This window comes from Dyella sp. RRB7, from assembly GCF_022761115.1.
Lineage (GTDB): Bacteria > Pseudomonadota > Gammaproteobacteria > Xanthomonadales > Rhodanobacteraceae > Dyella.
The window spans coordinates 954,283-973,146 of sequence record NZ_JAKWJS010000001.1 but is presented as its reverse complement, the minus strand read 5'-3'; the positions used below and the strand labels follow the sequence as shown (position 1 = coordinate 973,146).

Annotated in this window: 10 protein-coding genes; 7 read left to right on the top strand and 3 right to left on the bottom strand. The window is 66.0% G+C overall.

The window, feature by feature from the left end; translation table 11 throughout:
- Window positions 1-6: 6 nt before the first annotated feature.
- The 4 genes from MJ606_RS04365 to MJ606_RS04350 all read left to right on the top strand — a co-directional run bounded on the left by MJ606_RS04365 (window position 7) and on the right by MJ606_RS04350 (window position 9,903).
- Window positions 7-3,243: an efflux RND transporter permease subunit gene (locus MJ606_RS04365; RefSeq protein ID WP_243048174.1), complete on the top strand. Its 3,237-nt coding sequence runs from the start codon at window positions 7-9 to the stop codon at window positions 3,241-3,243.
- A gap of 271 nt (window positions 3,244-3,514) precedes the next feature.
- Window positions 3,515-6,640 (top strand): efflux RND transporter permease subunit, encoded by a 3,126-nt coding sequence (locus MJ606_RS04360; RefSeq protein ID WP_243048173.1) that lies wholly within the window; start codon window positions 3,515-3,517, stop codon window positions 6,638-6,640.
- 280 nt (window positions 6,641-6,920) lie between these two features.
- Window positions 6,921-9,152 (top strand): NADP-dependent isocitrate dehydrogenase, encoded by a 2,232-nt coding sequence (locus MJ606_RS04355; protein WP_243048172.1) that lies wholly within the window; start codon window positions 6,921-6,923, stop codon window positions 9,150-9,152.
- Window positions 9,153-9,333: 181 nt separating this feature from the next.
- Window positions 9,334-9,903 carry a hypothetical protein gene (locus MJ606_RS04350; RefSeq protein WP_243048171.1) on the top strand — a complete coding sequence of 190 codons (570 nt, stop codon included), beginning with the start codon at window positions 9,334-9,336 and terminating at the stop codon, window positions 9,901-9,903.
- 9 nt (window positions 9,904-9,912) lie between these two features.
- Here MJ606_RS04350 and MJ606_RS04345 read toward each other — a convergent pair whose 3' ends face one another.
- A complete protein-coding gene (locus MJ606_RS04345; protein ID WP_243048170.1) occupies window positions 9,913-10,914 on the bottom strand; it encodes a hypothetical protein in 1,002 nt (333 codons plus the stop codon).
- A gap of 237 nt (window positions 10,915-11,151) precedes the next feature.
- Between MJ606_RS04345 and MJ606_RS04340 the strand changes: the two genes are divergently transcribed.
- The gene (locus tag MJ606_RS04340) at window positions 11,152-12,213 is read left to right on the top strand and encodes a TraB/GumN family protein (protein WP_243048169.1); all 1,062 of its coding nucleotides are present in this window, start codon (window positions 11,152-11,154) and stop codon (window positions 12,211-12,213) included.
- 142 nt (window positions 12,214-12,355) lie between these two features.
- Window positions 12,356-15,313, top strand: coding sequence for an EAL domain-containing protein (locus MJ606_RS04335; RefSeq protein WP_243048168.1), 2,958 nt, complete (start codon window positions 12,356-12,358; stop codon window positions 15,311-15,313).
- A 12-nt stretch (window positions 15,314-15,325) separates the two neighbouring features.
- Here the strand turns inward: MJ606_RS04335 and MJ606_RS04330 are convergent, their stop codons facing one another.
- The gene (locus MJ606_RS04330; RefSeq protein WP_243048167.1) at window positions 15,326-16,270 is read right to left on the bottom strand and encodes an aldo/keto reductase; all 945 of its coding nucleotides are present in this window, start codon (window positions 16,268-16,270) and stop codon (window positions 15,326-15,328) included.
- 135 nt (window positions 16,271-16,405) lie between these two features.
- Between MJ606_RS04330 and MJ606_RS04325 the strand changes: the two genes are divergently transcribed.
- Window positions 16,406-18,613 (top strand): glycoside hydrolase family 3 C-terminal domain-containing protein, encoded by a 2,208-nt coding sequence (locus MJ606_RS04325; protein ID WP_243048166.1) that lies wholly within the window; start codon window positions 16,406-16,408, stop codon window positions 18,611-18,613.
- A gap of 20 nt (window positions 18,614-18,633) precedes the next feature.
- On the opposite strand, the gene MJ606_RS04320 is transcribed toward MJ606_RS04325, so the two are convergent.
- Window positions 18,634-18,831, bottom strand: coding sequence for a hypothetical protein (locus MJ606_RS04320; protein ID WP_243048165.1), 198 nt, complete (start codon window positions 18,829-18,831; stop codon window positions 18,634-18,636).
- Between the last annotated feature and the right edge of the window lie 33 nt (window positions 18,832-18,864).

Here is an 18,864-nt window from a genome sequence, read left to right as displayed (position 1 = left end):
ATATCTATGGGATTCTCCACACTCTTCATCCGCCGACCGATCGCGACCTCGCTGCTGATGGTGGCGGTGCTGTTGCTCGGCATCCTGGGTTATCGCGAGCTGCCTGTTTCGGCCCTGCCCGAAATCGACGCGCCGAGCCTGGTGGTCACCACCCAGTATCCGGGTGCCAGCGCCTCCACCATGGCTTCGCTGGTCACCACGCCGCTAGAGCGCAACCTGGGCCAGATCTCCGGCCTGAGCATGATGACCTCCGACTCGTCGGCGGGCCTGTCCACCATCGTGCTGCAGTTCGCGATGGATCGCGACATCGACATCGCGGCGCAGGACGTGCAGGCGGCCATCAACCAGGCGCGCGGCACGCTGCCTCAGACGCTGCCGTATCCGCCGGTGTACAACCGCGTGAATCCGGCCGACGCGCCGATCATGACGCTCAAGCTCACCTCCGACAGCCTGCCGCTGCGCGACGTGAACAACTACGCCGATTCGATCCTGGCGCAGAAGCTGTCGCAGGTGCAGGGCGTGGGCCTGGTGTCGATCGCCGGCAACGTGCGTCCGGCCGTGCGCGTGCAGGTGAACCCGTCGCAGCTGGCCAACCTCGGCCTCACCATGGAGGACGTGCGCAGCGCGCTCACCGAGGCCAACGTGAATGCGCCCAAGGGTACGCTCAACGGCGCCACCCAGTCCTACAGCATCGGCACCAACGACCAGCTGGCCGATGCGGCCGAATACAAGAGCACCATCATCGCGTACAAGAACAACGCGCCGGTGCGGCTGTCCGACGTGGCCGGCGTGGTCGACGGCGTGGAGAACGACCAGCTGGCCGCCTGGGCCAACGGCAAACCGGCCGTGCTGCTGGACATTCGCCGCCAGCCGGGCGCCAACATCGTCCAGACCGTCGAGCAGATCCGCAACATCCTGCCGCAGCTGCGCGCGGTGTTGCCGGCCGACGTGCATCTCGAAGTGTTCGCCGACCGCACCATCACCATCCGCGCCTCGGTGGAGGACGTGCAGTTCACCTTGATCCTCACCATCTGCCTGGTGGTGGCGGTGATCTTCGTGTTCCTGCGCCGCCTGTGGGCCACGGTGATTCCGTCGGTGGCGGTGCCGCTGTCGCTGATGGGTACGTTTGGCGTGATGGCCTTCACCGGCATGTCGCTGGACAACCTCTCGTTGATGGCGCTGACCGTGGCCACCGGCTTCGTGGTGGACGATGCGATCGTGATGATCGAAAACATCGTGCGCTACATCGAGCAGGGCAAGGACGGCAAGGAAGCGGCCGAGATCGGCGCCAAGGAAATCGGCTTCACCGTGCTGTCGCTGACCGTGTCGCTGATCGCGGTGTTCCTGCCGCTGCTGCTGATGCCTGGCGTCACCGGTCGCCTGTTCCACGAGTTCGCATGGGTGCTGACCATCGCGGTGGCCATCTCGATGCTGGTGTCGCTGACGCTGACGCCGATGATGTGCGCCTACCTGCTCAAGCCCGATGCGCTGCCCGAGGGCGACGATGCGCACGAGCGCCATGCGGCCGCGGGCAAACGCACCTGGTGGTCGCGCCTGGTGAATGCGTACGAGAATTCGCTCGACTGGGTGCTCGCCCACCAGCGCTTCACCATGCTGGTGGCCGGCGCCACCGTGGTGGTGACGATCTTCCTGTACATCGTCATTCCCAAGGGCCTGCTGCCCGAGCAGGACACCGGCCTGGTGACCGGCGTGGTGGCGGCCGACCAGAACGTGGCCTTCCCGCAGATGGAGCAGCGCACCAAGCTGGTGGCCGACGCCCTGCGCCGCGACAAGGCAGTGACCGGCGTGGCGGCCTTCATCGGCGCCGGCTCGATCAACCCCACCTTGAACCAGGGCCAGCTCAGCATCGTGCTGAAGGACCGCGGCGATCGCGACAGCCTCGACGAGGTGCTGGCGCGACTGCAGAAGGAAGCGGCCGATATTCCGGGCGTGGCGCTGTACCTCAAGCCCGTGCAGGACGTGACCCTGGACAGCCGCGTGTCGGCCACCGAGTACCAGTACTCGATGTCGGACGTGAACGCGACCGAGCTGTCCAGCTACGCCAACCAGATGACCCAGGCGCTGCGCGAACGCCCGGAGCTGTCCGACGTGGACAACAACCTGGCCGACCAGGGCACCTCGCTGAAGCTCACCATCGATCGTGAGAAAGCCAGCCGCCTGGGCGTGCCGGTGCAGACCATCGACGACACGCTGTACGACTCGTTCGGCCAGCGCCAGATCTCCACCATCTTCACCCAGCTCAACCAGTACCGCGTGGTGCTGGAGGTAGCGCCGCAGTTCCGCACCAGCACGGCCCTGCTCAACCAGCTCACCGTCAAGAGCAACGGCAGCGGCGCGCTGACCGGCAGCAACGCGACCAGCTTCGGCCAGGTGGCATCGAGCAACTCGTCGACCAGCACGGGCGTGGGCGTGGCCAACACCGGCGTGATCATCGGCGCGGGCGGCACCATTCCGCTCGCCTCGCTGGCCACCGCCGAGGTCACCACGGCGCCGCTGGTGGTCAGCCACCAGCAGCAGCTGCCGGCGGTCACCATTTCGTTCAACCTGGCGCCGGGCTATTCGCTGTCCGAGGCGGTCAAGGCGATCGGCGAAGTGGAGCAGAAGTTGAACCTGCCGCCGCAGGTGCGCGGGCAGTTCATCGGCAAGGCGGCGGAGTTCTCCACCTCGCTGACCAACGAAGTGCTGCTGCTGATCGCCTCCATCGTGGTGATCTACATCGTGCTGGGCGTGCTGTACGAAAGCTACATCCACCCGCTGACCATCATCTCCACGCTGCCGCCGGCCGGCGTCGGTGCCTTGCTGGCGCTGATCCTGTGCGGCATGAGCCTGTCGGTGGATGGCATCGTGGGCATCGTGTTGCTGATCGGCATCGTGAAGAAGAACGCGATCATGATGATCGACTTCGCCATCGAGGCGCAGCGCGAGGGCATGAAGCCGCACGAGGCGATCCGTCGCGCGTGCCTGCTGCGCTTCCGTCCGATCATGATGACCACCGCCGCGGCCATGCTTGGCGCCTTGCCGCTGGCGCTGGGCAACGGCATCGGCGCGGAGCTGCGTCGCCCGCTGGGCGTGTCCATCGTGGGCGGCCTGCTGTTGTCGCAGCTGGTGACGCTGTACACCACGCCGGTGATCTACCTGTACATGGAGCGTTTCTCCGATTGGCTGCGGGCGCGGCGCGAGCAGCGTGAGCTGGCCCGTGCGCAGACGCGGGGAGCGATGTGAGGCGACCACGACGGCCCGGGATCGATCGGGCCGCCGGTAAAACCCGGAAAGGGGCGCGGCCGACAGGGCGCGCCCCTTTCGGCGTTTCCCGTCATGGCGCTGCTGTGCACGTGTCGCCGCATCAACCGAATCGGCCGTCATGCGTTCAGCAGACGATGTGCGGTATATACATTTTTTCGTGCGTGCGCCTGGGCATGGCGCGCGGCTTTTCTGAATACCCGCGCGCGAGACGTCCCTGCGTACGGCGCGCGGCTCCTGGTTTCCTCACGGCATGAATATTTCCGGTCCTTTCATCCGCCGCCCCATCGGCACCTCGCTGCTGGCGATCGGTGTCTTCGCGGTCGGCCTGATCTGCTACATGTTGCTGGGCGTGGCCGCGTTGCCCAACATGCAGTTTCCGGTGATCTTCGTGCAGGCCAGCCAGGCCGGCGCCAGCGCCGACACCATGGCCAGCACGGTGGCCGCGCCGCTGGAGCGCCACCTCGGCCAGGTGCCGGGCATCGACACCCTGCGTTCGACCAGTTCGCTGGGCAGCACCCAGGTGTTCATGATGTTCGACGCCGGGCGCAACCTGGATGCCGCCGCGCGCGACGTGCAGGCCGCCATCAATGCGGCGCAGTCGGACTTGCCCAGCGGCCTCAATGCGCCGCCGAGCTATCAGAAGGCCAACCCCAACGACGACCCGATCATCGCCTTTGCGCTGACCTCCGACACGCAGTCGGCGCGCGATCTCTACGATGTGGCCGACTCCCTGCTGGCACAGCGCCTGCGCCAGCTCGATGGCGTGTCCGAGGTGGATATCCTGGGCGCGGCCACGCCGGCCATCCGCGTCGATGTGAACCTGCGCCAGCTCAATGCGCTGGGCCTGTCGCCCGATCAGCTGCGCAATGCGCTGACCGCCGCCAACGTGACTTCGCCGGTCGGCTTCCTGTCCGACGGCAAGACCACCATGGCGGTGACCGCCAACGATTCGCTGCACAACGCGGCGGATTTCGCCAACCTGGTGATCGCTTCCAACAAGGGCGTGCCGGTGCGCCTGTCGGACGTGGCCAAGGTCTATGACGGCCTGCAGGATGCATATCAGGCGGCCTGGTTCCAGGGCAAGCCGGCGATCCTGATGTACGTGTACCGGCAGTCCAACGCCAACATCATCGGTACGGTCGATCGCGTGAAGGCGGCGGTGCCGCTGCTGCGCAACTACCTGCAGCCGGGTACCACGCTCACCCCTTATTTCGACGGCACGCCCACCATCCGCGCCTCGCTGCACGAGGTGCAGGCCACGCTGCTGATCAGCCTGCTGATGGTGATGCTGACCATGGCGATCTTCCTGCGTCGCCTCGCGCCCACCTTGATCGCCACCGCCGCCGTGCCGCTGTCGCTGGCCGGCGCGGCGATGGTGATGTACATCCTCGGCTTCACCCTCAACAACCTCACCTTGCTGGCGCTGGTAATCGCGATCGGCTTCGTGGTGGACGATGCGATCGTGGTGATCGAGAACATCGTGCGGCATATCGACCAGGGCATGACGCGCATGGAGGCGGCGCTGGCGGGCGCCAAGGAGATCGGCTTCACCATCGTGTCGATCACCGCCTCGCTGGTCGCCGTGTTCCTGCCGCTGTTGTTCATGGGCGGCATCACCGGCCTGTTCTTCAAGGAATTCACCATCACGCTGGTGGCGGCGATCATGGTCTCGGCGCTGGTATCGCTGACGCTGACCACCTCGCTGTGCGGGCAGTTCCTCAGCAGTCATGACGAGGACAAGCCGACCACGCGCATCGGCATCGCGCTGGAGAAATTCCAGGCGAGCATGCTGGCGGTGTATGCCAAGGCACTGAAGTTCTCGATCAAGCACGCGCTGTCGTTCGCGCTGACGCCGCTGGCGCTGATCGTGATCACCATAGTTCTGTTCGGCGTGGTCAAGACCGGCCTGTTCCCGCCGCAGGACACCGGCCTGATCCGTGGCCGTGCCACCTCGGGCGCCACCGTATCGTTCCAGGATGCGGTGGAGCGCCAGCAGCGACTGATCGACATGCTGCTCAAGGACCATGACGTGCTGCGCGTGGGCTCGCGCCTGGGCAGCAGTCGCCAGGGCGCCTCCGGTACCTTCGACATCGAGCTGAAGACGCATGCCGAGGGCCGCAAGGACGATACCTTCGCCGTGCTGGCGCGATTGAGCGCCAAGGCTTCGCGCTATCCCGATCTCAACGTGCGCCTGCGACCCATCCAGGACCTGCCCAGCTTCGGCGGTGGCGGCACCAGCCAGGGTGCGCAATACCAGGTGTCGCTGCAGGGCGATGATCCGGCCGAGCTGCAGGAATGGCTGCCCAAGCTGGTGGCCGAGCTGAAGAAGAACCCCAAGCTGAAGGACGTCGGCAGCGACCTGGATGACGCCGGCCTGCAGCAGAACATCGTGATCGACCGCGACAAGGCGGCGCGCCTCAACGTCGGCATCGGCACCATCGATGGCGCGCTGTACAACGCCTTCGGCCAGCGCCAGATCAGCACGATCTATTCCGACCTCAACCAGTACAAAGTGGTGGTGAACGCGCTGCCGAACCAGACCGCGACCCCCGCCGCCATCGATGCGATCTACGTGTCCAGCGGCAGCGGCGCGATGGTGCCGCTCACGGCGTTCGCGCATCAGGAGGCGGGCCTGGCGCCCACCCAGATCACGCACGAAAACCAGTACACGGTGATGAGCATGAGCTTCAACCTCGCGCCGGGCGTGAGCATGGGCGAGGCCTTGCAGATCATCCAGCAGACCGGTTCGCAGATGCGCCTGCCAGGCAACATCCGCATCAACATCGGTGGCGATTTCCGGCGCTTCCAGCAGTCGCAGAGCGGCATGGTGTGGCTGCTGCTCGGCGCCGTCGTCACGGTCTACATCGTGCTGGGCATGCTGTACGAAAGCCTGATCCATCCGGTCACCATCCTCTCCACCCTGCCGGCGGCCGGCGTGGGCGCGCTGATGGCGCTGTGGATCACCGACACCGAGTTGTCGGTGATTGCCCAGATCGCGCTGGTGTTGTTGATCGGCATCGTGAAGAAGAACGCGATCATGATGATCGACTTCGCCCTGGTATCGCGTCGCGAGCGCGGGCTCAGTCCGGCCGAGGCCGCGTACGAGGCGAGCATGGTGCGCTTCCGCCCGATCATGATGACCACCATGGTGGCCATCCTGGCCGCGGTGCCGATTGCCATCGGCCTGGGCGAAGGCTCCGACTTGCGCCGTCCGCTGGGTATCGCGCTGATCGGCGGCCTGATCATTTCGCAGAGCCTGACCTTGCTCAGCACGCCGGCGCTGTATGTGATTTTCTCGTGCCTGGCTGATCGCTTCAGTGCCTGGCGGGTGCGTGGGCGACAGCCTAAGCGGTTGCCTGCAAGCGAGACTGCATAGGTTTGGTGTGATCGCCAGATTGCCGCCCGCCGCGCAGGCGGCAATCTGGCGATAACGCGACGTAGCCCATCAGGGGCCAGTCCCATATATAAAAAAACCAACACCACCATACCCTTGCGCATCGTCTGCGCCCCCGCGCTTTCGCCCCCCGGCTGAAATCGTGACAATGAGGGGCTTTCGTCCGTGGACTATGCCCCCATGTCGGGTGGCTCCGGACGATTCGTACGTCCCGTACGCTCCCCTATTGGTAACGCCGCAGCCAGCGAGGTCACAGCAGACAATGTCGAACACGCCCAAGATCATCTACACGCTCACGGACGAAGCGCCGTACCTCGCCACGCAGTCGCTGCTGCCGATCGTGAAGGCGTTTACCGGCACCGCCGGCGTCCAGGTGGAAACCCGCGACATCTCGCTGGCTGGCCGCATCATTGCGCAGTTCCCGGACATTCTCCCGGACAATCAAAAGATCGCCGACGACCTTGCCGAGCTGGGCCAACTGGCCACCACGCCGGAAGCCAACATCATCAAGCTGCCCAACATCAGTGCCTCGGTGCCGCAGCTGAAGGCTGCGATCAAGGAGCTGCAGGGCCAGGGCTACGCGTTGCCGGATTATCCGGAAGAGCCCAAGGACGTGGCCGACTGGAACGTCAAGGCGCGCTATGACCGCGTCAAGGGCAGCGCCGTCAACCCCGTGCTGCGCGAAGGCAATTCCGATCGCCGCGCGCCGCTCTCGGTGAAGAACTACGCGCGCAAGCACCCGCACAAGATGGGCGCGTGGAGCAAGGATTCGAAGACCCATGTGGCGCACATGGATGGCGGCGACTTCTACGGCAGCGAGAAGTCCGCCGTGATCGGCAAGGCCGGCAACGTGAAGATCGAGTGGTTCGGCAAGGACGGCAGCCACACCGTGCTGAAGGAAAAGACCGCGCTGAAGGACGGCGAGATCATCGACGCCTCGGTGATGAGCAAGAAGGCGCTGGCTGCCTTCGTCGACGCGCAGATCGAAGATGCGAAGCGCCAGGGCGTGCTGTTCTCGCTGCATTTGAAGGCGACCATGATGAAGGTGTCCGACCCCATCATGTTCGGCGTGGTGGTGACCGAGTTCTACAAAGACGTGCTGGCCAAGCACACCGATACGCTCAAGGGCATCGGCTTCGATCCGAACAACGGCATCGGCGACCTGTACGCGCGCATCGGCGCGCTGCCCAAGGACAAGCAGGACGAGATCCTGGCCGACATCCAGGCCGAATACGCCAAGCGCCCGGCGCTGGCCATGGTCAATTCCGACAAGGGCATCACCAACCTGCATGTGCCCAGCGACGTGATCGTCGATGCGTCGATGCCGGCGATGATCCGCGACTCCGGCAAGATGTGGAACGCCGAAGGCAAGCTGCAGGACACCAAGGCGATCATTCCCGACCGCAGCTATGCCGGCGTGTACCAGGTGGTGATCGAGGACTGCAAGGCGCATGGCGCGTTCGATCCGGCCACCATGGGCAGCGTGCCCAACGTGGGCCTGATGGCGCAGGCGGCCGAGGAATACGGTTCGCACGACAAGACCTTCCGCATCGCCGGCGACGGCGTGGTCAAGGTCATCGACGAAGCCGGCAACGTGCTGCTTGAGCATGCCGTGGAAACCGGCGACATCTGGCGCATGTGCCAGACCAAGGACGCGCCGGTGCAGGACTGGGTGAAGCTGGCCGTGACGCGCGCCCGCCTGAGCAACACGCCCGCCGTGTTCTGGCTCGATTCCAAGCGCGCGCACGATGCGCAGATCATCACGAAGGTCGAGCGTTACCTGAAGGATCACGACCTCACCGGCCTGGATATCCGCATCCTGCCGCCGGAAGAGGCCACCCGCTTCTCGCTGGAACGCATCCGCAAGGGCCAGGACACCATCTCGGTCACCGGCAACGTGCTGCGCGACTACCTCACCGACCTGTTCCCGATCATGGAGCTGGGCACCAGCGCCAAGATGCTGTCGATCGTGCCGCTGATGGCCGGCGGCGGCCTGTTCGAAACCGGCGCAGGTGGTTCGGCGCCCAAGCACGTGCAGCAGTTCCTGGAAGAGGATTACCTGCGCTGGGATTCGCTGGGCGAATTCCTCGCGCTGGCTGCCTCGCTGGAGCATCTGGCCAACCGCTACCGCAACGCCGACGTGGCCGTGCTGGCCAAGACGCTGGACCAGGCCAACGGCAAGATCCTCGACAACAACAAGTCGCCGGCGCGCAAGGTCGGTGAGCTCGACAACCGTGGCAGCCACTTCTACCTGGCCCTGTACTGGGCGCAGGCCCTGGCCGATCAGAACGACGACGCCAAGCTCAAGGCGAAGTTCGCCCCGCTGGCCAAGCTGTTGAGCGAGAACGAGGCCAAGATCATCGGCGAACTCAACGGTGCGCAGGGCAAGCCGGTGAACATCCAGGGCTACTACCACCCGAACCTGGAGCTGGTGAGCAAGGCGATGCGTCCAAGCCAGACCTTCAACGACGCGCTGGCCACGCTGGCCGGTTGATTGGCATCAAGCAGCATCATGGACCGAGGGCGCCGCAAGGCGCCCTTGGTCTTGCTGGCCACCGGATCGGTCAAGCGCCTGCCGCCGGGAAGGCGCAAGATGCGCTTTCAGCACGGAACCTCATGGGAGTGGTCTCATGGACAGGGTCACGCTACCAGTCAGATCGATAACGCTCGTTGCCTTGTTGACATGGGCAACCGCGACAATCGCGGGCGCATTTCCCGGCATTCCCGATGGGCCATACAACCTGTGGCTGGTGGAGCAGCCGGTGCCCACCATCCCGTTGTATCGCGCGCGCATGGCGGGCCTTGCCAGCTACCGCAGCTATCAGGGCAACGCGACGATGGCGTTCAGTTGTCGTCGCGACACCCCCGGCGTCGTGGTGGAACTGGTCTTCGATCCCAAGCCGCTGGCTTTCGATGCGGACCCTTATGAAGGCCCCGATGCGAAGGCGCATGGCCCCATCGTCATCACCAGCGGCAATGCGCCGGCCAGCCGTCAGCGCGTCAGTGGGCGGTATGGCGGCGATGGTGGCCCGTTCAACACCGGCACGCCGTTTATCTTCGGCTTTCCGTCCAACGCGGCGCAGCTGCAATCGTGGACGGCGGCGCGTGGGCAGCCCTTGCGCATCGAGGTGCCCGCACCTGCCGGCGGTGCGCCATTGATCCTGCAGTTCCGCTGGCCGGACGATAATGCGGCGTTCCTGCGCGTGGTGTCGCCCTGTCTTGGCAAGCCGGTGGAAGACCATTGATCGGCAGATTCAGCGCTGGTGACAGGCCATGCAGGCCGCGTCGCTGCCGATCATCATGGGCGTGGCGCTCTTGCCGCCTGGAGCGGGTGCCGCGTTGAAAACGCTGACGTTTGCCTCGGCATCGCGAATGCGCTGCTCGAGTACCTCGCGATACGGCCACTGTGCGTAGTTGGGCGACTGCTTCGCCGCTGCATACACTTTGCGTGCGGTTTGCCAGTCGCCGGATTTGGTGAGCATGTCACCCATGTTGAGGAAAAAGCCTTCCTCGTTATGTGGCGCCTTGTCCGAGTTGAGGCAGGCGCGCGCATCGCGGCTGTTGGCGGTGGCCTGGGTGACGCCTTGCGCGAAGCGATCCAGATTGCCGCCATGGCGATCAAGCGTCATGTGCCCGCACACCTCAAGATTCTGCCATTGCTGTTCCAGTGCCAGCTTGAAGCCGTCGCTGGACGCCGGCAGGCGGCTCATCACATAGCCTGAAGTGAACAGGTTGAAGGCCGGCCAGTCCGCGACGGCCTGCTGCATGATGTCCGCGCCTTGTTGGCGCAGCGATGCATCCTGGTCGATCTGCGCCTCGGCCAGTATGGCACTGGCCAGGAAGCCGCGGTAACGCGCATCGTCCGGCGCCAATGCCGCGGCCTTCTGGAAATACTTGCGGGCCAGCACGATGTCGTCGGTGATGCTTGCCGGCCGATGATCGAGCCGGCTGCTTTCGGCTACGCGCCACATATGCAGCCAGCCCACGTGAGCGGTACTCACCGCGTCGTTGGGATCGCGCAGGTAGGCGGCGGTGGATGCTTCCAGGCTGGCCTGGATGTGCTCATAGTCGCCGCCGTGGAAGGTCTGCCAGAACAGCTGATCGGCCCGCAGCGCAGCGGGCTGGCGGGTCGGTGGCGTGCTGGTGGATTGCGCCATGGCGATGCCTGCGACAAGGCAACCCAGCGTCGCCGCCATCGCCGCGACGATCGGCAGGCGGGCGTGCTGCAGGCGGTCGAGTAGGGACGGCTTCTTCATGGCATGGCTTCCTTGGCGATGGTTGGCTGGCATGGGAAGCAAGCTTGCCGGCGATGGTCAGGCGTCGGCAGCGCGGCTTATCAGGTATCGGGTTTGACAGCTGTCATCTTGGGTCTGGCTAAGTGCACGTTCGTGCGGCACCTAAGGCGCGCATGAATGCGTGGTCGGGCGGGGCGGCCGTGGCCGGACGGGCTGGCGGATAATCCAGCGTCGACCTTTCGGTTCTGGAGCATGTGCATGCGCGTAACGCGGTTTGTCTGTCTGCTGGCTCTGGCGGGTGCCGCGCCGGTGTTCGCGCAATCGGCCAACGCGCCGGTACCCGCGCCGCCGTCGACCAGCGCGGTCACCAATCTCGAAGCGGTCACCGTCAGCGGCGTGCAGCCGGGGCCGGGGCTGTGGAAGGTGAGCAAGGGCGATCACGTCATGTGGGTGCTGGGCACGCTGTCGCCGCTGCCGGATCGCATGCAGTGGAAGACCGATGAAGTGGAGCAGGCCATCGCCGCATCGCAGGAAGTGCTGGGCCCGCCGTCGGTCGCGCTGAAACCCAAGACGAATTTCTTCGGCAAGCTGTTCCTGCTGCCCTCGCTGGTCGGCGCGCGCAAGAACCCGGACGGCCAGACCCTGCAGCAGGTGGTGCCGGCACCGGACTATGTGCGCTGGCAGGTGCTCAAGCAGCAGTACATCGGCAGTGATCGCAGCGTGGAAGGCTGGCGGCCGATCTTTGCCGCGGTGGAGCTGTACGACAAGGCGATCAAGCGCCAGGGCCTTACTGGCTCCGGCGGGGTGAAGGACACCGTGCGCGACCTGGCCAAGAAGCATGGCGTGAAGTTCATCACCACGCGCTACACCGTGATGGTGGACGAGCCGCGCGCGGCGGTGAAAACCTTCAAGTCATCGCCGATGGATGACCGCGAGTGCTTCGGCCGCACGCTCGATACCGTGGAACGCGACCTGGGCCGCATCACCGAGCGCGCCAATGCATGGGCTACCGGCGACATCGAAACCTTGCGCGGCCTGCCGATGAACGACCAGCGCGAAGCGTGCATCTCGGCCATTACCGAGGCGGGCTTCGCCAAGCAACTGGGTTTCAACGACGTCCAGCAGAAAGCGCAGACGATGTGGATCGACGCCGCCGAGCAGTCGCTCAACGCCAATGCGCAGACCTTCGCCATGCTGCCGATGGACGAAGTCCTCTCGCCCCAGGGCCTGATCGCCCGGCTCAAGGCCAAGGGCTACCAGGTGGAGGCGCCCGATGGGGGCGACGATGCCAGCGCCGTGGCCCAGCCTGCCCAGCTCTAGGGCGCACCGGTCGGGTCGCACCGGCGGAGGAAAACTCAAGCCGCCGCGGGTGCGGGTCGATAGCCTAAGGTATGGACGCATGGGCTAATTCCTCGGATCTGCCAGTCATCTACACCATCCGGGCCGGATTTGGTGCAATCTCATGGCCATGATCCGCCTGCCGATCAAGCTCACCCACCCTGCCGGGGAGGCCCGCATGGCGTGGCTTGCCCGTCTTTTGGATGCCACCGCTCCGCGTGACGTCGGCAGGCTGCTGGTGGAAGCGGTCGAGGTACCGGGGCGCATCAGCCACGCGGTCGTGCTCTGGCTGGATGCCGCGGGGGATGTCTCAAGCAGCACCGCCGCCGAACCGCCTGCCGGGCCGGCACTGAGCTTGGCCCGCGCCGCCCTGGCGTCCGGCGGCAGCGAGCAATCGGCCGACGGGCGCCAGCTCGCCCTGTGCCTGCTGCAGCACGAGCGGGTCGTGCTGCTGTGGACGGCCGCCAAGGTCACGCCTGCCGCCGCCGCCCAGGTCGGCGGCGATCCCTACGTGCAGCTGGCCGTGTCACAGCTGCGCAATGCGATGCGCCTGGCCGATCTGCAGCATTCGCACAACCAGCTGAAATATTCGGAAAACCTGCAGAGCGCGCTGTTTGAGATTTCCGACCTGGCCGGCTCCGACCTGGACATGCCGGACATGCTGGGCGGCTTCCACCGGATCGTCAGCCGGCTGATGTATGCGGAGAACTTCTACATCGTCCGGTACGCGCGCGATCGGGGCACCGTGCGCTTCCTCTACTACGCCGACACACTGGACGAGCATGGTCCGTACACCAGTCGCGATACCCCGCTGGAGGAGCGGCGCCATACCCTGACCTGGTATCTGCTGACCGAGGGCAAGCCGCTCATGGGCAGTGGCGAGCAGTTGCTCGCCCAGGTGAGTGGCCCATTGATCCTGTCCGGGCCCGACAGCAATGACTGGCTGGGCGTGCCCATGCAGCGCGATGGCGAGGTATACGGCGCGCTGGTGGTGCAGAGCTATATCGACGGCATCGGCTATTCGCGCGACGACATGTCGCTGCTCGAGTTCGTCGGCAGCCATATCCTCACCGCGCTGGAGCGCAGGGAGAGCAAGGAACAACTGGAGCGGCGCGTGCACCAGCGCACGCAGGAACTGGCCGAGGTGAACCGGGGCCTGCAGCAGGAGGTGCTCGAACGCCAACGCGCCGAGCATCTGCAGGAAGCCCTGTTCAAGCTGGCGCAGCTGGCCACGGCCGACATCGACGAGAACACCTTCTACGAACGCGTGCACGAGGTGGTCGACCAGCTGATCGATGCGGAGAATTTCTTCATCGCCTTGCTCAGCGGCGATGGCGAGCAACTGGAGTTTCCCTACTACTTCGATGGCGGCGTCCGCCTGGCCATGACCCGACCGCTGGGGCGGGGCCTGAGTGAATACGTGATGCGCAACGGGGAGCCGTGGCTGGGCGCGCGCGAAGACATCGAGGCGCTGTACGCATCCGGGCAGGTGGTGCCGCTCAATATCGGCAGGCCCGCCGCGTGCTGGCTCGGCGTGCCGCTGCGGGTGGACGAGGCCGTGATCGGCCTGGTGGTCGTGCAAAGCTATGGCGGCAACGCCGGCTATGGGCCTGCCGAGCGTGAGCTGCTCGGCTTCGCCGCCTTGCAGATCGCCAACAGCATCTATCGCCGCCGCTCGGCCGCCGCCCTGCATCAGGCCAACCTGCGGCTGGAGCATCGGGTGGAGGAGCGCACGCGCGAGCTGCGCGCCGAGATCGCCCGGCGCGAGCAGGTGCAACAGCAGCTGCATCACCAGGTCATGCACGATCCGCTGACCGGGCTGCCCAATCGCGGCTACCTGCGCGACCGGCTGGATCGAACGCTGGCGCTGATCCAGCGTGAACCCGGGCGACGTTGCGCGCTGCTTTACCTGGACGTCGATCGCTTCAAGGTGATCAACGACAGCCTGGGCCATCTCGCGGGCGATGAATTCCTGCGCGTCATTGCCGCGCGCCTGCGCGACCATGTGAGCGAGCCGGCCATCGCGGCCCGCTTGTCCGGCGACGAATTTGCGATCTTGCTGGAAAGCATCGATACGCCATCGGCGGCCACGCATATGGCCAACCGCATGCTGCAGATCTTTGCCGCTCCCTTGCGCATCGCCGGCAAGGAGCTGGAGCCCTCGGTCAGCGTCGGCATCGCCATCGGCGACGCCAGCTACTTCGATGCGGATGAGTTGTTGCGCGATGCGGATGTCGCGCTGTACCAGGCCAAGCAGCTCGGTCGCAAACGCTTCGCCGTCTTCGACGAGACCCTGGCGCGCGACGCCATCGACGTGCTGGCGCTGGAAACCGATTTGCGCAAGGGGCTGCAGCGCGGCGAGTTCGAGCCTTATTTCCAGCCTATCCTGCGCTTGCGCGACAACGCCGTGGTCGGTTACGAGGCGCTGATCCGCTGGAATCATCCCCTGCGCGGGGTGCTCAAGCCGGTGGACTTCCTCAAGGTGGCCGAGGACAGCGGGCTGATCGAGGCGATCGACTGGTACCTGTTCGAGGCCGCCTGCGACGCGCTGGCCCATCACGGCGACGATACGCCGTTCATGACGATGAATGTCTCGGCGCGGCACCTTCGTCACGCCGATTTCGATGTGCGCGTGGTGAACATGCTGCGGCGCTGCGGCCTGGAAGCCTCGCGATTGGTCACGGAAGTGACGGAAGGCGCCCTGCTCGACAATCCCGAATCCGTGCGCGCCATCCTGGAACGGCTGCGCGCGGTTGGCGTGGGCGCGGCACTCGACGATTTCGGCACCGGCTATTCGTCACTGAGCTATGTGCACTCGCTGCCTTTGCGCCTGCTCAAGATCGATCGCTCGTTCGTGCAGGAACTGGACAAGGCCAACAGCAACAGCACCACCATCGTCGAGGCCATTCTCGCGCTGGCGCATGCCTTGAACATCCAGGTGATCGCCGAGGGCATCGAGACGCCCGCCCAGCGCAGCGCCCTGCTGCGCATGGGTTGCGAGATGGGGCAGGGTTACCTGCTCGGCCAACCCGCGCCGATCAGCTATTGGCTGAAGGCGCGGGTGGAGCCGAAGGACGCCTGATGGCGTCGGCGATCAGGCGCTGACCTGGTCCAGCATCGCGATGTCGTCGCGACTGAGTTGCAGGCTGACCGCGCCAAACAATTCCTTGAGCTGGGGGATGCTGGTGGCGCTGGCGATCGGCGCGGTGATGCTGGGGCGCGCGATCAGCCATGCCAGTGCTACCTGCGCCGGCGTGGCACCGTGCGCGCCGGCCACCTTGTCGAGCGCGGCCAGCACGCCCAGTCCATGCGTGCTCAGGTACTTCTGCACAGTGCCGCCGCGGGCCGCACTCTTGGCCAGGTCGGCCTCGCTGCGGTACTTGCCGCTGAGAAAGCCGCTGGCCAGCGCGTAGTAATTGATGACGCCGATGTTCTCGGCGACCACCAGCGGCTCCAGCTCTTTCTCGTAGGCGCCGCGATTGACCAGGTTGTATTCCGGCTGCAGCGTTTCATAGCGCGGCAGGCCATGGCTGGCCGACACCGCCAGCGCTTCGCCAAAGCGGTCGGCGCCGTAGTTGGAGGCGCCGATCACGCGCACCTTGCCCTGTTCGATCAGCTTGCCGAACGCGCCCAGCGTGTCGTGCAGCGGCACCGTGGCATCGTCCTCGTGCGCCTGGTACAGGTCGATGTAGTCGGTCTGCAGGCGCTTGAGCGAGCCTTCCACGGCCTGGTTGATGTTCATCGGCGACAGGCCCGGATGCTCGGCCCACTTGGCCACCTTGGTGGCGATCACCACCTTGTCGCGCTTGCCGCTGCGCTTGAGCCACTTGCCGATGATGGTTTCCGATTCGCCGCCGCGGTTGCCCGGCACCCATGCCGAATAGACGTCCGCGGTGTCGATGAGGTTGAAGCCGGCGTCGACGAAGGCGTCGAGCAGTTCGAACGAGCGCTGTTCGTCCGCGCTCCAGCCAAATACGTTGCCACCGAAGGCGAGCGGCGCGACAGCGAGGGAAGACCGACCAAGAGGACGCAACTGCATGGGGATGCTCCGTGTTCGATGTGGGGAGGGTGAGCTTCGTGCATACTCAAAGAATCGAGACACGCGAGTATACGCGCCGGCGCCGTGATGCCGAGGCGGACGCGTTTGCAACGCCAACACCCGGGAGGTCGTCGGATGAAGGGCAAGGCAGTGGCGGCATTGCGCCGTGCGATCGTGATGGGTTTGTGTACATGGTTGGGCACGGCGGCGGCTCAGGCGCCGGCGGCACGGCCGTGGAGCGATGCGGCGTTGTCGCCCGATGCGCGTGCGAAGCTGCTGCTCGCGCAGCTCACCCAGGACGAGAAATTCCAGCTGATCCGCAGCTACTACGCCGGTCCCGACCGGCCGCCCAACAAGCCGTTCCCGCAGGGGGCGATCGAGTCGGCCGGCTACGTGCCCGCCATTGCCCGGCTTGGCATTCCCGCGCTTGAGGAAAGCGATGCTGGCCTGGGCGTGGCCAGCTCCGATCGCATGCGCCCCGGCGACCACGCCACGCCGCTGCCGGCCGGCCCGGTGACTGCGGCGAGCTGGGATCCGCAGGTGGCCTATCGGGGGGGCGCGATGATCGGTGGTGAAGCACACCACAAGGGCTTCAACGTGTTGCTGGCCGGTGGCATCAACCTGATGCGCGAGCCGCGCAACGGCCGCAATTTCGAGTACGCGGGCGAAGACCCCCTGCTGGCCGGCAGCATCGTCGGCGAAGCCATCCGTGGCGTGCAGAGCGCCCATGTGATTTCCACCATCAAGCACTTCGCGCTCAACGACCAGGAAACCGCCCGCGACACCATCAGTGCGCAGATCGGCGAGCAGGCCGTGCGCGAGTCGGATCTGCTCGCCTTCGAACTGGCTATCGAGCGCGGCCAGCCCGGCGCGGTGATGTGCTCGTACAACAAGGTCAACGGCGACTGGGCCTGCGAGAACGACTACCTGATGAACCAGGTGCTCAAGCGCGACTGGGGCTATCCCGGTTTCGTCATGTCCGATTGGGGTGGCGTGCACAGCGCGGCCAAGGCGGTGAACGCGGGGCTGGACCAGGAATCGGCCGGCGAGATTTTCGACAAGGAAGTGTATTTCGACGCACCGCTGCGCGAGGCGCTGGCCACGGGCGAAGTGAAGCAGTCGCGCATCGACGACATGGTGCAGCGCATCCTGCGCAGCATGTTCGCGGCCGGCGTGTTCGAGCATCCCGCGCGGCCGGCGCCGATCGACGAGGCGGCCAACCTTGCGGTGGCGCGCGAAACGCTGGAAGCGGGCGCGGTGCTGCTGCGCAACGAGCACGAGCTGCTGCCGCTGGACGTCGACAAGCTCGCTTCCCTCGCGGTAATTGGCGCGCATGCCGACAAGGGTGTGCTGGCCGGCGGCGGTTCCTCGCTGGTAACCGCCAAGGGCGGCAACGCGGTACCGGGACTGGCGCCCACCGGCTGGCCGGGCCCGGTGATGTACCACCCGTATGCGCCGCTCAAGGCGCTCCGCGCCATGGCCCCCAAGGCGGACGTGCAGTTTGCCGAGGGCAACGATATCGCCGCTGCTGCCGCGCTCGCGGCCAGGTCGCAGGTGGCGGTGGTGTTCGTGCAGAAGTGGGCGGCCGAATCGGTCGATGCGCCGGACCTCAGCCTGCCCGACAACCAGGACGCGCTGGTCGCCGCCGTGGCCAGGGCCAACCCCCGCACCATCGTGGTGCTGGAGAACGGCGGCCCGGTCGCCATGCCCTGGCTCGACCAGGTGGGGGCCGTGCTGGAAACCTGGTACCCGGGTGGCGATGCGGGCACGGCAATGGCCCATCTCCTCTCGGGCCAGGTGAATCCGTCGGGTCGCCTGCCCCTGAGCTGGCCGCGTGATCTCTCGCAACTGCCGCGCAAGGCGCTTCCCGGTGCTGGCGGTGGCACCCCGCCGGCCAGCGTCGACTACACCATCGAAGGTGCCGATGTCGGCTACCGCTGGTATCAGTCGCGCGGCCTCCAGCCGCTGTTCCCGTTCGGCTACGGCCTGTCCTACACCCGCTTCCAGCACGGCCCGCTCACGCTGGCCACGCATGGCGGGCGGTTGCAGGCCACGGTGGAGGTGAGCAACACCGGCTCGCGTGCCGGCGCCGATGTGGCGCAGGTGTACGTGCAGGTGCCTGGCGCCAAGGCGAGGCGGCTTGCCGGTTACGCCAAGGTGTTCCTGAAGCCGGGCGAGCACCGGGTGCTCACCATTCCCTTGGAGCGCCGCCTGCTGGCCGACTTCGACGTCGCCCGGCATGGCTGGGTGGTGCGGGGCGGTCAGTACAGCGTCTTCGAGGGGCGGTCGTCGGAACAGCTGGGTACGCCGGTCCAGGTGCAGCTACCTGCCAGCACCCTCTAAAACCCGCAGCCCCAACCTGCTCAGGTGGTAAGGCAGCCGCCCTGATTCACCAACGCCGGCGACGGATCACCCTTGCGCGCCGGTACGGCCTTGGGTGTTCGCCGGCGCTTCCCTTGGGGCCGTTCCGAGGGCCCTTGGGTGTCGGCCAATCGGCGCGCCAGCTCCAGGTCGGCGATATGCCCATGCATGAACAGCAGATTCGTCCAGATCGAGCTCATGAGATCCTCCCGTCGCACTGCCATAGCTGCTGA

Coding starts and splice junctions, on each gene's coding strand:
- MJ606_RS04365 (WP_243048174.1), top strand. CDS start 7: ATGGGATTCTCCACACTCTTCATCCGCCGACCGATCGCGACCTCGCTG.
- MJ606_RS04360 (WP_243048173.1), top strand. CDS start 3,515: ATGAATATTTCCGGTCCTTTCATCCGCCGCCCCATCGGCACCTCGCTG.
- MJ606_RS04355 (WP_243048172.1), top strand. CDS start 6,921: ATGTCGAACACGCCCAAGATCATCTACACGCTCACGGACGAAGCGCCG.
- MJ606_RS04345 (WP_243048170.1), bottom strand. CDS start 10,914: ATGAAGAAGCCGTCCCTACTCGACCGCCTGCAGCACGCCCGCCTGCCG.
- MJ606_RS04340 (WP_243048169.1), top strand. CDS start 11,152: ATGCGCGTAACGCGGTTTGTCTGTCTGCTGGCTCTGGCGGGTGCCGCG.
- MJ606_RS04335 (WP_243048168.1), top strand. CDS start 12,356: ATGGCCATGATCCGCCTGCCGATCAAGCTCACCCACCCTGCCGGGGAG.
- MJ606_RS04330 (WP_243048167.1), bottom strand. CDS start 16,270: ATGCAGTTGCGTCCTCTTGGTCGGTCTTCCCTCGCTGTCGCGCCGCTC.
- MJ606_RS04325 (WP_243048166.1), top strand. CDS start 16,406: ATGAAGGGCAAGGCAGTGGCGGCATTGCGCCGTGCGATCGTGATGGGT.
- MJ606_RS04320 (WP_243048165.1), bottom strand. CDS start 18,831: ATGAGCTCGATCTGGACGAATCTGCTGTTCATGCATGGGCATATCGCC.